This is a genomic window from Sphingomonas sp. (assembly GCF_035944535.1).
Taxonomy (GTDB): Bacteria; Pseudomonadota; Alphaproteobacteria; order Sphingomonadales; family Sphingomonadaceae; genus Sphingomonas_B.
In genome coordinates this window covers 382,670-397,044 of the sequence record NZ_DASZBC010000014.1, presented here as the reverse complement: position 1 = coordinate 397,044, position 14,375 = coordinate 382,670, and the positions used below count along the sequence as shown (strand labels likewise).

Annotated in this window: 15 protein-coding genes; 14 read left to right on the top strand and 1 reads right to left on the bottom strand. The window is 65.1% G+C overall.

Annotation, left to right across the window (positions count from 1 at the left end; translation table 11 throughout):
- The first annotated feature begins 92 nt into the window (after positions 1-92).
- The 4 genes from VGT77_RS15065 to VGT77_RS15050 all read left to right on the top strand — a co-directional run bounded on the left by VGT77_RS15065 (position 93) and on the right by VGT77_RS15050 (position 5,336).
- Positions 93-1,274, top strand: a complete 1,182-nt coding sequence (locus VGT77_RS15065) for a glycosyltransferase family 1 protein (RefSeq protein WP_327463900.1) — start codon at positions 93-95, stop codon at positions 1,272-1,274.
- Between the two features lie 125 nt (positions 1,275-1,399).
- A complete protein-coding gene (gene ileS / locus VGT77_RS15060; protein WP_327463899.1) occupies positions 1,400-4,306 on the top strand; it encodes an isoleucine--tRNA ligase in 2,907 nt (968 codons plus the stop codon).
- A 93-nt stretch (positions 4,307-4,399) separates the two neighbouring features.
- Positions 4,400-4,903, top strand: coding sequence for a signal peptidase II (lspA, locus tag VGT77_RS15055; RefSeq protein ID WP_327463898.1), 504 nt, complete (start codon positions 4,400-4,402; stop codon positions 4,901-4,903).
- A complete protein-coding gene (locus VGT77_RS15050; RefSeq protein WP_327463897.1) occupies positions 4,896-5,336 on the top strand; it encodes a DUF3035 domain-containing protein in 441 nt (146 codons plus the stop codon). Before lspA ends, VGT77_RS15050 begins: the two co-directional genes overlap by 8 nt.
- Before the next feature lie 100 nt (positions 5,337-5,436).
- On the opposite strand, the gene VGT77_RS15045 is transcribed toward VGT77_RS15050, so the two are convergent.
- Positions 5,437-6,003: an HNH endonuclease gene (locus VGT77_RS15045; RefSeq protein ID WP_327463896.1), complete on the bottom strand. Its 567-nt coding sequence runs from the start codon at positions 6,001-6,003 to the stop codon at positions 5,437-5,439.
- A 99-nt stretch (positions 6,004-6,102) separates the two neighbouring features.
- On the opposite strand from VGT77_RS15045, the gene gluQRS reads away from it, so the two are divergent.
- The 10 genes from gluQRS (at position 6,103) to sufC (ending at position 14,358) form a co-directional block, all read left to right on the top strand.
- Positions 6,103-6,951 (top strand): tRNA glutamyl-Q(34) synthetase GluQRS, encoded by an 849-nt coding sequence (gene gluQRS / locus VGT77_RS15040; RefSeq protein WP_327464013.1) that lies wholly within the window; start codon positions 6,103-6,105, stop codon positions 6,949-6,951.
- Between the two features lie 9 nt (positions 6,952-6,960).
- The gene (locus VGT77_RS15035; RefSeq protein WP_327463895.1) at positions 6,961-7,188 is read left to right on the top strand and encodes a twin transmembrane helix small protein; all 228 of its coding nucleotides are present in this window, start codon (positions 6,961-6,963) and stop codon (positions 7,186-7,188) included.
- A gap of 126 nt (positions 7,189-7,314) precedes the next feature.
- Positions 7,315-7,884 (top strand): cob(I)yrinic acid a,c-diamide adenosyltransferase, encoded by a 570-nt coding sequence (locus VGT77_RS15030; protein WP_327463894.1) that lies wholly within the window; start codon positions 7,315-7,317, stop codon positions 7,882-7,884.
- A 56-nt stretch (positions 7,885-7,940) separates the two neighbouring features.
- On the top strand, positions 7,941-9,194 hold the full coding sequence (gene egtB / locus VGT77_RS15025) for an ergothioneine biosynthesis protein EgtB (RefSeq protein WP_327463893.1): 1,254 nt from the start codon (positions 7,941-7,943) through the stop codon (positions 9,192-9,194).
- Positions 9,191-10,153, top strand: coding sequence for an L-histidine N(alpha)-methyltransferase (gene egtD, locus VGT77_RS15020; protein WP_327463892.1), 963 nt, complete (start codon positions 9,191-9,193; stop codon positions 10,151-10,153). The genes egtB and egtD overlap by 4 nt, the downstream gene beginning before the upstream one ends.
- Positions 10,154-10,257: 104 nt before the next feature.
- The gene (locus tag VGT77_RS15015) at positions 10,258-11,127 is read left to right on the top strand and encodes a 3-hydroxyacyl-CoA dehydrogenase NAD-binding domain-containing protein (protein ID WP_327463891.1); all 870 of its coding nucleotides are present in this window, start codon (positions 10,258-10,260) and stop codon (positions 11,125-11,127) included.
- A gap of 201 nt (positions 11,128-11,328) precedes the next feature.
- Positions 11,329-11,733, top strand: coding sequence for an SUF system Fe-S cluster assembly regulator (locus VGT77_RS15010; RefSeq protein ID WP_327463890.1), 405 nt, complete (start codon positions 11,329-11,331; stop codon positions 11,731-11,733).
- Complete coding sequence (gene sufB / locus VGT77_RS15005) at positions 11,733-13,202, top strand: Fe-S cluster assembly protein SufB (RefSeq protein ID WP_327463889.1); 1,470 nt, start codon at positions 11,733-11,735, stop codon at positions 13,200-13,202. Before VGT77_RS15010 ends, sufB begins: the two co-directional genes overlap by 1 nt.
- Positions 13,199-13,522: a hypothetical protein gene (locus tag VGT77_RS15000; RefSeq protein ID WP_327463888.1), complete on the top strand. Its 324-nt coding sequence runs from the start codon at positions 13,199-13,201 to the stop codon at positions 13,520-13,522. Before sufB ends, VGT77_RS15000 begins: the two co-directional genes overlap by 4 nt.
- Before the next feature lie 2 nt (positions 13,523-13,524).
- Positions 13,525-14,358, top strand: coding sequence for a Fe-S cluster assembly ATPase SufC (sufC, locus tag VGT77_RS14995; protein WP_327463887.1), 834 nt, complete (start codon positions 13,525-13,527; stop codon positions 14,356-14,358).
- Positions 14,359-14,375 lie beyond the last annotated feature (17 nt).

Sequence of the window (14,375 nt, the reverse complement as noted above, 5' to 3'; positions counted from 1 at the left end):
TCCCGCTGCCTTCAGGAGAAGAAGCGGGTCCCCGGGTCAAGCCCGGGGTGACGGTGTGGAATTCGACGGCAGGCGAGGCTAACACCCGCGCGATGCAAGCCAGCGACCTTCGCATCGCGCTGTTCAGCGGCAACTATAATTATGTCCGCGACGGGGCCAATCAGGCGCTCAATCGGCTGGTCGGCTATCTCCTTCGCCAAGGGGCCGCCGTGCGCGTCTATGCGCCGGTTACCGATACGCCGGCCTTTCCGCCGACCGGAGACTTGGTGCCCGTCCCAGCCTTCGCGGTCCCGCGGCGCCCCGAATATCGGATCCCGCGCGGTATCCCGAGGCGCGTGCGCGCGGACATCGCCCGCTTCGCGCCCAACCTGATCCATGTCGCCTCGCCCGATTTCGCCGGCCACTCCGCCGTCCGCTTCGCACGGCGGCACGGGCTTCCCGCTGTCGCGTCGGTGCACACGCGGTTCGAGACCTATCCGCGCTATTACGGCCTGGCGTTCATGGAACCGGTGATCGAAGCGATCCTGCGCCGCTTCTACCGCCGTTGCGATGCCATCGTCGCGCCGTCCGACTCCATGGCCCAGCTGCTGCGCGAGCAACGGATGAGCTATGATGTCGGCATCTGGACGCGCGGCGTGGACCGGGAGATTTTCTCACCGAACAAGCGCGATCTCGCCTGGCGCCGCTCACTTGGGATCGACGATCAGGAGGTGACGATCGGCTTTCTCGGCCGGCTGGTGATGGAGAAGGGGCTCGACGTCTTCTCCGACACGATCGACTGCCTCGCTGCGAAGGGCGTCCCGCATCGCGTGCTCGTGATCGGTGACGGCCCTGCGCGGGAGTGGTTCGAGCGCCGGCTGCCCGACGCCGTCTTCGTCGGCCAGCAGAGCGGCGGCGACTTGGGCCGAGCGCTCGCCAGCACCGACATGCTGTTCAACCCGTCCGTAACTGAAACGTTCGGCAACGTGACGCTGGAGGCGATGGCCTGCGCGCTGCCGGTCGTCGCGGCGATCGCCACGGGGAGCCAAAGCCTTGTCCGCGACGGCGTCACCGGCCGCCTCATCCGGCCCGGCTGGATCGAAGGCTTTGCCGAGGCACTTGGCGCCTACTGCACCGATGACGACGCGCGCCGCGCCGCTGGTGAGGCGGGCGAGCGGACCGCGCAGCGCTTCGGCTGGGACCAGGTCAATCAGACGCTGGTCGACACCTATCTTCGCGTGATCCGACAACGGGCCGCGGGGGGCACGGTGCCGCGCCTGGGGCCGGTGCCCTAAGCGTCATCCCGAACTTGTTTCGGGATCAGGCATCCGGCTCGCGACGCTTGAGAGTGGCTCCACTCTTATCCCGAAACAAGTTCGGGATGACGAATGGAGGTTAAGGCGCTAATCGCCCCTCCCTTATGGCCGACGCTCCGACCCCGCCCGATTACCGCGACACCGTCTTCCTGCCCAAGACCGACTTTCCCATGAAGGCCGGCCTGCCGCAGAAGGAGCCGGCCATCCTCGCGCGGTGGCAGGAAATGGGGCTTTATCAGCGGCTGCGCGAGGCGCGCAGCGGTGCCGAGAAGTTCATCCTTCACGACGGCCCGCCTTATGCCAATGGCGACATGCATATCGGCCATGCGCTTAACCACATCCTGAAGGACATGGTCTGCCGTACCCAGTCGCTGCTGGGGAAGGACGCGCCTTATGTGCCCGGCTGGGACTGCCATGGCCTGCCGATCGAATGGAAGGTCGAGGAGCAATATCGCGCCAAGAAGCGCAACAAGGACGAGGTGCCCGCGGCCGAGTTCCGCGCCGAATGCCGCGCCTATGCGCAGCATTGGGTGGACACCCAGCGCGAGCAGCTGAAGCGGCTCGGCATCCTGGGCGACTGGGACCGGCCCTACCTGACGATGGACTATGAGGCCGAGGCGACCATTGTCCGCGAGCTGCTGAAGTTCGCGGAGAGCGGCCAGCTCTACCGCGGCGCCAAGCCCGTGATGTGGTCGCCGGTCGAGAAGACGGCGCTCGCCGAAGCCGAAGTCGAATATGAGGACATCACCTCGACGCAGATCGACGTGGCGTTCGAGATTGTCGAGAGCCCGATCCCGGAACTGGTCGGCGCCCATGCGGTGATCTGGACGACGACGCCGTGGACGATCCCCGTCAACCAGGCGATCGCATATGGGCCGGAAGTTCCGTACGCGCTGATTGAGTTTGAGGGGCGCAGGCTGCTTGTGGCAGCTGAGCTGATAGCCCCGACGATCAAGCGTCTCGCGCCAGGCTTGCAGCTCCTCTCTCAGAACGAGGACGGCACGGGTACGCTTCAGTTTCCAGGGATCTTGTGGCGTGGAAACGGCTCCGACCTTGCCGGCACCGTCGCCCGTCACCCGATGCACCATCTCGGCGGGTTCTTCGCCCAGCCGCGGCCGTTCCTGCCGGGTAACTTCGTCACCACCGATCAGGGCACCGGCCTCGTGCATATGGCGCCCGATCATGGCGAGGACGATTTCGAGCTGTGCAAGGCGAACGGCCTCGAACCCGTCTTCGCGGTGACGGGCGACGGCAAATACCGCGAGGATTGGGGCTGGCTGGGCGGCCAGGGATCGGTGATCAACCCCAAGTTCAACGCGCCGGACGGGCCGATCTGCGAGGCGCTGCGCGAGGCAGGCGCGCTGCTGGCGGCGAGCGCGGACTATCGCCACAGCTATCCGCATTCGTGGCGGTCCAAGGCCAAGGTCATTTTCCGCGCCACCCCGCAATGGTTCATCCCGATGGATATGCCCCTCTCCCAGCGGGAGAGGGAGGGGCCCGCCGCGAAGCGGTGGGAGGGTGAGGGCGATGAGGCTTTGTCATCCTCACCCCGCTCGCCTGCGGCGAGTCGCCCTCTCCCGATGGGAGAGGGAGAGACGCTCCGGCAGAAAGCCCTCGCCGCCATCGAAGCCACGCGCTTCGTCCCCGAAAAGGGCCGCAACCGCATCCGCTCGATGGTCGAGGGCCGGCCTGACTGGGTGATCTCGCGCCAGCGCGCCTGGGGCGTGCCGATCACTCTGTTTGTGGACTGCAAGACCGGCCAATATCTGAACGACCCTGAGGTCAACGCCCGCATCGTCGCCGCCGTGCGGGAGAAGGGCGTCGACGGCTGGTTCGACACGCCTGCCGTCGAGCTGCTTGGGCCGGGGCGCAACCCGGACGATTATGACCGCGTCACTGACATTCTCGACGTCTGGTTCGACAGCGGCTCAACCCACGCCTTCGTACTGGAAAGCGGGCGCTGGCCGGAGCTCAGCTGGCCCGCGGACCTGTATCTCGAAGGCTCCGACCAGCATCGCGGCTGGTTCCAGTCGTCGCTGCTGGAGGCGTGCGGCACGCGCGGGCGCGCACCTTATGATGCGGTGCTGACGCACGGCTTCACCATGGCGTCGGACGGGCGGAAAATGTCCAAGTCGCTCGGCAATACTGTCGATCCGATGAAGCTGATGACGGAGTATGGCGCCGACATATTGCGGCTCTGGGCGCTGTCGGTCGATTTCACCGAGGACCATCGGATCGGCAAGGAGATCCTCGCCGGCACTGCTGACGGCTACCGCAAGCTGCGCAACACGTTCCGTTACCTGCTCGGCGCTCTCGATGGGTTCGACGAGGCCGAGCGCGTGCCGGCGGCGGAGATGCCGGAGTTGGAGCAGTACATTCTGCACCTGCTCGCGGACCTCGACGCGCAGCTGCGGCAGGCCGTCGCCGACTATGATTTCAATGCCTATGTCCGGCTGCTGAGCGATTTCGCCAACAACGATCTGTCGGCCTTCTTCTTCGATATCCGCAAGGATTCGCTCTATTGCGACGCGCCGAGCGATCCGAAGCGGCGAGCCTATCGCACGGTACTCGACATCCTGTTCAACGGGCTCGTGCGCTGGCTGGCTCCGGTGCTGACCTTCACGGCCGAGGAAGTGTGGCAGACGCGGACGCCGGACGCTGCCTCGGTGCATCTGCTGACCTGGCCTGAGGTGGATGCCGGTTGGCGGGACGATGCACTGGCAGCGAAATGGACCGAGCTCCGTGCGTTGCGCAGTCAGGTCACCGAAGCGATCGAGCCGTATCGCCGCGACAAGGTCATCCGTTCGAGCCTCGAGGCCGAAGTGACGGTGCCCGCCAATGACAATGACGGGCTGGAAGAGCTGTTCATCGTGGCGAAGGTCTCGCCCGGCGATGAGATCGCAGTGACGCGCACCGAAAAGCTAAAATGCGGCCGCTGCTGGCGGCATCTGCCCGAGGTGGCCGAGGACGGCGCTCTGTGCGGCCGGTGCACGGAGGTAGTGGGTGGGTAAACACCATCGTCATGCTGAACTTGTTTCAGCATATGGCCTCCACCTGAGGAGCGCTGGACGCCTTGTCCCGAAACAAGTTCGGGATGACGTTTGATGACAAACACCCGCCGCTTCGGCCTTCTCATCGCACTCGGCGTTTTCCTGGCCGATCAGCTGGTCAAATATATCGTAACCGGTCCGCTGCAGCTGCAGGAAGTGGGGCAGATCGTCCTGCTGCCCATCTTCAACCTGACCTGGGTGCAGAATTTCGGCGTTTCGATGGGCTTTCTGACCGCCGGCAGCGACGCGGCGCGCTGGGCGCTGGTCGGGCTGACGGCGGCAATCGGTACCGGCGTCCTCGTCTGGCTATGGCGCGAGAAGAACCGTCATGACGTCATAGCGCTTGGCCTGGTGCTCGGCGGCGCCGCTGGCAACATCCTCGATCGGGTGCGGTTCGGCTATGTCGTCGACTTCCTCGACCTTCACTTCGGCGACTTCCGGCCTTTTTTGGTCTTCAATGTCGCCGACGCTGCCATTACCATTGGCGTCCTGATCCTGCTCGCCCGCGCCTTGTTCGCGCGGCCGAAGAGCGAACCCGCGGAGAATGTGAATGCGTAATGTTGTAGCCCTGGGCCTCACTGCCCTGACGCTTGCGGGATGCGGCGGCGGCGGTTTGAACCGCGAGCGGCCGGACGAATTCGCCGTCGCCCGCCGCGCGCCGCTGGTCGTGCCGCCCGACTTCGCGCTGCAGCCGCCGAGCCCGGGCGCGCCGCGTCCGCAGGAAGCGGACAGCTCGACCCAGGCGCTGCAGGCGATGTTCGGCGGGCCGGCCCCACGCAGCATCCCGGAGGCCGCCGCGCTCAACCGCGCCGGCGCGGACCGCACGCCGGCCGGCATCCGTTCCGAAGTGGGCTCGCCGGAAACCAGCGCCGTCGACAAGGGCGCCGTTACCCGCGACATCATCGCCGCGCCCGAAGGTGATGGGCAGGACGCGCGGGCGGCGGCTGGCACGGCGCCGACGCCGGCACCAAGCCCCACGCCTAAGAACTAATCCGATTCCGTCATTGCGAGCGTAGCGAAGCAATCCAGAGCCGGTGTCCGGCGCAGCTGGATTGCTTCGTCGCTCCGCTCCTCGCAATGACGGTGCTGGGCTAAGCCTGTAGCTCGACGTCCCAATAGAGCCAGTCGCGCCAGGTCTCATGCAGATGGTTGGGCGGGAAGGCGCGGCCATGGTCCTGCAGCTGCCAGCTGGTCGGGCGATAGGGCTGCTCGAACAGCGCCATATGCGCCTCGGCCGGGGTGCGGCCGCCCTTTTTCAGGTTACAGGGCGCGCAGGCGGTAGAGACATTCTCCCACGTCGTGCGTCCGCCGTAAGCGCGGGGAATGACATGGTCGAAGGTGAGATCGCGTCCGGTGCCGCAATATTGGCAGGTGAAGCGGTCGCGCAGGAACAGGTTGAAGCGGGTGAAGGCGGGGTAGGCGGAAGGTTTAACATATTGCTTGAGTGCGATGACGCTCGGCAGCTTCATCGCGCTGGTGGGACTTCGCACTTCCTTCTCGTAGCTCTCGACGATGTCCACGCGGTCGAGAAACACCGCCTTGATTGCCGTCTGCCAGGGCCAGAGGCTCAAGGGATAATAGCTGAGCGGCGTGTAATCGGCATTGAGGACGAGCGCCGGGCAGCTGTCCGGATGTCGGATCAGGTCGGGATGGTACAAGCGCCTTGTCCCCTCAATCTGTCCTGCGGCTCTGCCCGCTGATAGTGACGCCGAAATGACATTGCGGACGAGTCGGCGTCAACCCGATCCACGATCTTGATCACAGCCTTATCCACAACCCGTTTTGCTCCTAGTCCCACGGGCAGGCTGCATCTGGGACATGCGATGAGCGCAGTGCTCGCGCACGACTTCGCGCGGAGCCGCGGCGGCACCTTCCTGCTGCGAATTGAGGACATCGATCCCGGCCGCACACGTGAGGAGCATGTCGCCGGCATCGAAGAGGATCTGCGTTGGCTGGGGCTGAAGTGGGACGGTCCGGTCGTGCGCCAATCGCGCCGGCTTTCGCTCTACGCCGAGGCACTCGAGCGGCTGAATGCCCGTGGGCTCGTTTATCCCTGCTTCTGCACAAGAGCCGACATCGCCCGCAGTGCCTCGGCCCCCCACGGCCCTGAGGGACCGATCTACCCGGGCACTTGCCGGGGCCTGCCCGATCCTGACCTCAGCCGCTCACACGCCTGGCGGCTGGATACGGCACGTGCTTTGGCCGAGACCGGTCCGCTAACCTGGGACGATGCCGACGCGGGCGAGATCGAGGCCCGGCCCGACCTGCTCGGCGACGTGGTGCTCGCCCGCAAGGACGCGCCGACCAGCTATCATCTGGCGGTAACCGTAGATGACGCAGATCAAGGCGTGACGGACGTAGTGCGCGGGCGCGACCTCTTCCTCTCCACCCATGTTCACCGTCTGCTGCAGGCGCTGCTCGGCCTGCCGACGCCTGCCTATCATCATCACCGCTTGATGATCGGACCCGATGGCGAGCGGCTCGCCAAGCGCCACGGCGCGCTCAGCCTCGCGGAGCTCCGCGCCCAAGGTGTTGATCCGAAAGACATCGTCGAACCCATTCGAGCCGGCTGCGCGCCGCTTGGATTCCGGCTCTCGGACAACTAGATTATGAGCATGAGCATCTTCCTCACCATCCTCCTCATCGCGGCGATGATCGCGACCGTGACCATGCTCGTGCGCGGCATTGTCACATTCCTGAAAACGACGGAGGCGGACCTGAAAGCCGGCGGCACGGGTCCTAGCGCATCGGGGCTCAAACAGAATAAGGCGATGATGGGCCGCATCTTCTTTCAGGCGATCGCGGTGGTGATCGCCGCCCTGCTGATGCTGGTCGCGCGCTAATCACATGCGTCATCCCGAACTCGTTTCGGGATAAGTTGTCGGCCGAACGGGCTGGTCGCTTTGCCCTCGACCGATCCGCGTTTCGGGCCTTATGCCGAAACAAGTTCGGCATGACGTGAGAGGCGGATGGTCAAGCTCAACAAGATTTATACCCGCACCGGCGACGACGGCACGACAGGACTGGTCGACGGTTCGCGGATTGCGAAATCCAGCGCGCGGATGGCGCTGATCGGCGATGTGGACGAGGCGAACTCGGCGATCGGCGTCGCCATCGCCGCGCTGGGTGCCGATCCCATCGTGCCGGACCTGACGCGTATCCAGAACGACCTGTTCGATCTCGGTGCCGACTTCGCCACGCCGGGCGAGGAGTTCGAGCCCGACGAGATGACCTTGCGCATCGTGCCGGCCCAGGTGGAGCGGCTCGAGCGCGAGATCGATGCGATGAACGAGGGCCTGGAGCCGCTCCGTTCCTTCATTCTTCCTGCTGGCACAGCCGCGGTTTCGGCGCTGCACCTCGCCCGTGCGGTGGTGCGCCGCGCCGAGCGCTCAGCCGTTGCTGCGGCGGGCGGCATGCCGCTCAACCCGCAGGCGCTCGCGTACCTGAACCGCCTGTCCGATCACTTGTTCGTCGCCGCGCGGCTGGTCGCCAGCCGCTCGGGTGGTGACGTGCTGTGGGTGCCGGGCGCCTCGCGCTGAGCGCATCGAATCCATAACGGGACAGCGGAGGCGGACTAGCCTATGTTGGTCTCGCGATGACGCCGCACGCGCGATTGGAGGCCGAGACGCCGCAGCTATTCGAGAAGGTCCGTGCGCTAACGCTCGCCCTTGCCGATCCGCTTTCCGACGCCGACGCCACCGTCCAGTCGATGGACGATGCGTCGCCGGCCAAATGGCATCTGGCGCACACCAGCTGGTTCTTCGAGACGTTCGTGCTGCGGGACGTGCCCGGCTACCGCGCCTTCGACGAACGCTACGCCTTTCTGTTCAACAGCTATTACGAGGCGGAAGGGCCGCGCCACGCCCGGCCCCGGCGCGGCCTGCTGACCCGGCCGAGCCTGGAAGAGATCCGCGCCTACCGCGCCCATGTCGATGCCGCGCTGATTGCCCACTGGCCTGGCCTGGATACGGACAGGCGCGCGCTGGTCGAACTCGGCTGCCATCACGAGCAGCAGCATCAGGAACTGCTGCTGACCGACATCCTCCACCTGTTTGCGCAAAATCCGCTGAAGCCGGCGCTCTGGCCCTCAAGATTTCCGTTCGTGTCGAGCGCAGTCGAGACACGCTTCTCGACTGCGCTTGAAGCGAACGGAGGTGGGTGGCGGGAGTTTGAGGGCGGCATCGTGGAGGTCGGCGATGCAGGCTTCGGCTTCGCCTTCGACTGCGAAGGACCTCGGCATCAGGTGCTGCTGCAGCCCTACGCGCTGGCGGACCGCCCCGTCAGCAATGCGGAATGGAACGCCTTCATCGAGGATGGCGGCTATCGCGAGCCGCGCTGGTGGCTGGCGGACGGTTGGGCCTGGATACAGCGCGAGGGCATTGCCACCCCTTCCTACTGGGAAGACGGGCAGGGGTTCGGGCTTGACGGACTCAAGCAGCTCGAGCCTGACGCACCAGTCACGCACATCAGTCTCTACGAGGCGGATGCCTATGCGAGTTGGGCCGGTGCCCGACTGCCGACCGAAGCGGAGTGGGAACATGCCGCGACGGGGCTGGATGCGAACCAAGGCCAGTTTCTCGAAAAAGCCGGGGCGGTGCGCCCGAGCGGCCACGGCATGTTCGGGTCGGTCTGGGAATGGACCGGCAGCGCCTATCGCCCCTATCCCGGCTTCAAGGCAGCCGAGGGTGCCGTCGGCGAATATAACGGCAAGTTCATGAGCGGCCAGTTCGTGCTGAAGGGCGGCAGCTGCGCCACGCCGCGCGGTCATATCCGGGCAAGCTATCGCAACTTCTTCTACCCGCATCAGCGCTGGCAGTTCACCGGCCTGAGACTGGCGCGCGACCTGTGAATATCCAGGCGCCGCCCCAGATCGATCCAGCCTTCCGCGCCGATGTGCTCGCCGGCTTTCGGATGAAGCGTCGCGCCATTCCCGCACGCTGGTTCTACGATTTCCGCGGCTCCGAGCTGTTCGAGCAGATCACCGGCCTGCCGGAATATTATCCGACACGCGTCGAAACGGAGCTGCTCGCCCGACACGCGGCGGATGTAGCCAACATCGTCGGATCAGGGCGCGCGGTGGTCGAGTTCGGCTCCGGCTCCTCGACCAAGACGCCCTATGTGCTCGATGCGGTGCAGCCGGCCGCTTACGTGCCGATCGACATTTCCGGCGATTTCCTGCGGGAAAGCGCCGCTGCGCTCGCGTCCGACTTCCCGAAGCTGTCGATCCTGCCGGTGGAAGCCGACTTTACCCACCCGATCGTGCCACCGGCGGAGATCGCCTCGCTGCCGAAGCTCGGCTTCTTCCCCGGCTCGACCATCGGCAACATGGTCGCGCGCACCGCAGTCAACTTGCTTCGCGCGATGGTCGAGACGCTTGGGGTCGGCGCGATGCTGCTGATCGGCATGGACCGGATCAAGGCGGTCGAAACGCTCAAACGTGCCTATGACGATGCGGAAGGCGTCACCGCGGCCTTCAATCTGAACCTCCTGCACCGCATCAACCGCGAACTTCACGCGGATATTCCCGTGGACGCCTTCCGGCATCGCGCAATCTGGAATGACGCCTATGCGCGCATCGAAATGCATCTGGAGGCGGTGCGCGACGTCACCTTCACTGTCGCCGGCGAGCGCTTTTCGATGCGCGCCGGCGAGACGATCCACACCGAAAACAGCCACAAATATGGCCCGCGCGACGCCCGCCTCCTGCTCCGCGCCGGCGCCTGGACGCCTATCGCCGAGTGGACCGACCCGGACGACCAGTTCGCGCTGATCCTCGCAGAAGCGCAACCGTCGGGGATGGCGCCTTGATCGATTTCGTCATCCCGAACTTGTTTCGGGATAACGGTCGTGACAAGCGCCCCGCTCCGGAAGGCTTATCCTGAAACAAGTTCAGGATGACGAGGAGGTGTCGGGTGCAGTCAGTCGCAGTGATCGGTGCGGGGCAGATGGGTGCGGGCATTGCGCAAGTGTCGGCCCAGGCGGGCTACAACGTCTTCCTCGCCGACATCTCACTCGACGTCGCCGAGAAGGGCAAGGCGGGCATCGCCAAACTGCTCGAACGCTCTGTTACAAAGGAAAAGATTTCTGCCGCCGAGCGCGACGAAACGCTCGCACGCATCCAGCCGGTAAGCGACTATGCACCCTTAGCCGAGGCCGGGCTGATCATCGAGGCGGCGACCGAGAACGAAGCGATAAAGCGCAAGATCTTCGAGAGCGCGGGCGCGTTGCTCGGGGGCGACGCGGTGCTCGCCTCCAACACGTCGTCGATCCCGATCACTCGGCTGGCGCAGGCCTCGCCCGATCCGGCACGCTTTATCGGCGTGCACTTCTTCAATCCGGTGCCGGTGATGGGCTTGATCGAGGTCATCCGCGGCCTGGCGACATCGAACGAAACCGTGGCCAAGGTCGAGAGCTTCGGCCAGCGGCTCGGCAAGCGCATCGTCCATGCAAACGACGCACCGGGCTTCATCGTCAACCGGGTGCTGATGCCGATGCTCAACGAGGCCTGCTTCGCGCTCGGCGAAGGCGTCGCCACCATCGCCGACATCGATGCCGCCTGCCAACTCGGCCTCAATCACCCGATGGGGCCGCTGACGCTCGCCGACTTCATCGGGCTCGACACGTGTCTGGCGATCACCCGCGTGCTATTCGAAGGCACTGGCGATCCGAAGTTCCGGCCCGCGCCTTTGCTGGTCAAATATGTCGAGGCCGGCTGGCTGGGCAAGAAGACGGGGCGGGGCTTCTACGACTGGACGGGCGCCGAGCCGGTGCCGACGCGGTAGGACAAATCCTCCTCGGGACGGGGAGGGGGACGATGCCAAGCATGGTGAGGGGAGATTGGCATCGAGCGCGGCAACGGGCCCCCTCCACCACGCCGCGCGAGTCGCCGCCACCCTCCCCGTCCCGGGGAGGATCGACATTGACTCGCTCCATTCCCTCCCCCACATGCAATCCGACCAGATCAGTCCGATTGTAAGCAGCTCATGCGCCTGTCCAACCTTGCCGACTATGCCGTTGTAATCATGTCCGCCGCCGCGCGGGCGGGCGACGTGCGCGTCAATGCGACCGAGCTTGCGGCGAAGACAGGCATACCCCTTCCTACGACGCAGAAATTGCTAGGTCGGCTGGCGAGTGCTGGTCTCTTCGCCTCCGCCCGCGGCGGCGGCGGCGGTTTCGTGCTGACGCGTCCGGCGGCCGAGATCAGCCTCGCCGACGTGATCGAAGCGGTCGAAGGCCCCATCGCCATGACGTCATGCGTCGATGAAGCACGGCACGATTGCGCACTCGAAGGCGCATGCCAGGTCCGGCCGCACTGGGGGCCGGTCAACAACGCGATTCGCGGTGCGCTCTCCAGCGTGTCGCTCGCCAGTTTGAACGGAGCCGCCTGATGGCCACGCGTAATGCCGAAGCCCAGGAAGCGGTCGATCGGGCCTCCACCTATGAATGGGGCTTCACCTCCGACATCGAGCAGGACTTCGCGCCCAAGGGCCTGAGCGAAGACACGGTCCGCTTCATCTCCGCCAAGAAGAACGAGCCGGAATGGATGCTCGACTGGCGGCTGAAGGCCTTCCGGCTGTGGCAGACGATGGAGGCGCCGGACTGGGCCAAGCTCGACCTCGCGCCGATCGATTACCAGGACGCCTATTATTACGCGGCGCCCAAGGCGAAGCCGAAGCTCGGCAGCCTGGACGAAGTCGATCCCGAGATCCTGCGCGTCTACGAAAAGCTCGGCATCCCGATCGAGGAGCAGAAAGTACTCGCCGGCGTCGAGGGCGCGCGCAAGGTGGCGGTAGACGCGGTGTTCGACAGCGTCTCGGTCGCGACCACCTTCCGCAAGGAGCTGGAAGCGGCGGGCGTGATCTTCCGCTCCATCTCCGAAGCGACCCGCGAATATCCGGACATGGTGCGCAAGTGGCTCGGCAAGGTCGTGCCGATGCACGACAATTATTTCGCGACCCTCAACTGCGCGGTCTTCTCGGATGGCACCTTCGTCTACATTCCAGAAGGCGTGCGCTGCCCGATGGAGCTCAGCACCTATTTCCGCATCAATGCCGAGAATACCGGTCAGTTCGAGCGGACGCTGATCGTCGCCGATAAGGGCAGCTACGTCTCGTATCTCGAGGGCTGCACTGCGCCGATGCGCGACGAGAATCAGCTGCACGCGGCGGTGGTGGAGCTGGTCGCGCTGGACGATGCCGAGATCAAATATTCGACCGTCCAGAATTGGTATCCGGGCGATGCCGAGGGCAAGGGCGGCATCTACAACTTCGTGACCAAGCGGGCGCTGTGCCAGGGCAAGAACTCGAAGGTCAGCTGGACGCAGGTCGAGACCGGCTCGGCGATCACCTGGAAATATCCGAGCTGCGTGCTGGCGGGCGAGAACAGTGTCGGCGAATTCTATTCGGTCGCGGTCACCAACAACCGCCAGCAGGCCGATACCGGCACCAAGATGATCCACCTCGGCAAGGGCAGCCGCTCGACCATCGTGTCGAAGGGGATCAGCGCCGGCCGCAGCGACAACACCTATCGCGGGCTGGTCCGCGTCGGGCCCACGGCCGAGGGCGTGCGCAACTTCACCCAGTGCGACTCGCTGCTGCTGGGCGACCAATGCGGCGCCCACACCGTTCCCTATATCGAGGTCAGGAACCCGAGCGCCCAGATCGAGCACGAAGCCACCACCAGCAAGATCAGCGACGACCAGCTCTTCTACGCCATGTCCCGCGGCCTGGGGCAGGAGGATGCGGTGGCGCTGATCGTCAACGGCTTCGCCAAGGACGTGCTGCAGCAGCTCCCGATGGAGTTTGCGGTCGAGGCGCAGAAGCTGCTGGGCATCAGCCTTGAGGGGAGCGTGGGGTGATCACGCTCGATATTCCTGAGGGCTGGTATGGATCGCAAAATGACGAGGCGGCATTCTTTCAGTGGCTCGACAAGATTGGCTGCGTTGCGAGCTATCGTGGGCTGCATAAGGATGGATTGGACCTTGTCTGCGTTGAGCTGACCACGGATACTCTGAGCGAGCCTGATCTGCGAGAATTGATCGCTCTTCATCACAGATATGGTCGCGACATGTCGCGGCTAGCGCGCTTTCGAACGAAGCAGAACGAGAAGTGGTTCGCCGCTCCTGGCATGTACTGGCACGAGCCGGTCTTCGGCTCTCGGGCAGGCGATAAGGTATAACGATGCTCAAGATTGAAAACCTCCAAGCCACTGTCGACGACAAGACGATCCTACGCGGGCTCGATCTTTCGATCGGGGCGGGCGAGGTGCATGCGATCATGGGGCCGAACGGGGCGGGAAAGTCGACGCTTGCTTATGTGCTGGGCGGGCGGCCTGGGTATGAGGTGACGGGGGGGAGCGTGACCTTCTCTCCCCGTCATTGCGAGGAGCGCAGCGACGCGGCAATCCAGGGTGACCCGTCCGGAGCTGGATTGCTTCGCTCCGCTCGCAATGACGATGGTGCTTTGGACCTCCTCGCCCTCGAACCGCACGAGCGTGCCGCGGCGGGACTGTTTCTCGGCTTCCAATACCCGGTCGAAATCCCCGGCGTGTCGAACGTCCAATTCCTCCGCACCGCGCTCAACGCCCAGCGCCGTGCGCGCGGCGAGGACGAGCTGTCCGCCGGCGACTTCCTCCGCCTCGCCCGTGCGCAGGCCGAGGCGTTGGGGCTCGACTTTGAGATGATGAAGCGCAACGTCAATGTTGGCTTTTCCGGCGGCGAGAAGAAGCGCAACGAGATGGTGCAGATGGGGATCATCGATCCCAGCCTCGCTATCCTTGACGAGACCGACAGCGGCCTCGACATCGACGCGCTGAAGGCCGTCGGCGAGGGCATCAACCGCATCATGCGCAAGCCCGACAAGGCCGTGCTGCTGATCACCCATTATCAACGCCTGCTCGACTATGTGCGGCCGGACTTTGTCCACGTGCTGGCCGGCGGCCGCATCGTCCGCAGCGGCGGACCCGAACTGGCGCTGGAGCTGGAACGCGAAGGCTATGGAGCCATCGCCGCATGAAGCGCCCCACACCCGTC

Coding starts and splice junctions, on each gene's coding strand:
- VGT77_RS15065 (WP_327463900.1), top strand. CDS start 93: ATGCAAGCCAGCGACCTTCGCATCGCGCTGTTCAGCGGCAACTATAAT.
- ileS (WP_327463899.1), top strand. CDS start 1,400: ATGGCCGACGCTCCGACCCCGCCCGATTACCGCGACACCGTCTTCCTG.
- lspA (WP_327463898.1), top strand. CDS start 4,400: ATGACAAACACCCGCCGCTTCGGCCTTCTCATCGCACTCGGCGTTTTC.
- VGT77_RS15050 (WP_327463897.1), top strand. CDS start 4,896: ATGCGTAATGTTGTAGCCCTGGGCCTCACTGCCCTGACGCTTGCGGGA.
- VGT77_RS15035 (WP_327463895.1), top strand. CDS start 6,961: ATGAGCATCTTCCTCACCATCCTCCTCATCGCGGCGATGATCGCGACC.
- VGT77_RS15030 (WP_327463894.1), top strand. CDS start 7,315: ATGGTCAAGCTCAACAAGATTTATACCCGCACCGGCGACGACGGCACG.
- egtB (WP_327463893.1), top strand. CDS start 7,941: ATGACGCCGCACGCGCGATTGGAGGCCGAGACGCCGCAGCTATTCGAG.
- VGT77_RS15010 (WP_327463890.1), top strand. CDS start 11,329: ATGCGCCTGTCCAACCTTGCCGACTATGCCGTTGTAATCATGTCCGCC.
- sufB (WP_327463889.1), top strand. CDS start 11,733: ATGGCCACGCGTAATGCCGAAGCCCAGGAAGCGGTCGATCGGGCCTCC.
- sufC (WP_327463887.1), top strand. CDS start 13,525: ATGCTCAAGATTGAAAACCTCCAAGCCACTGTCGACGACAAGACGATC.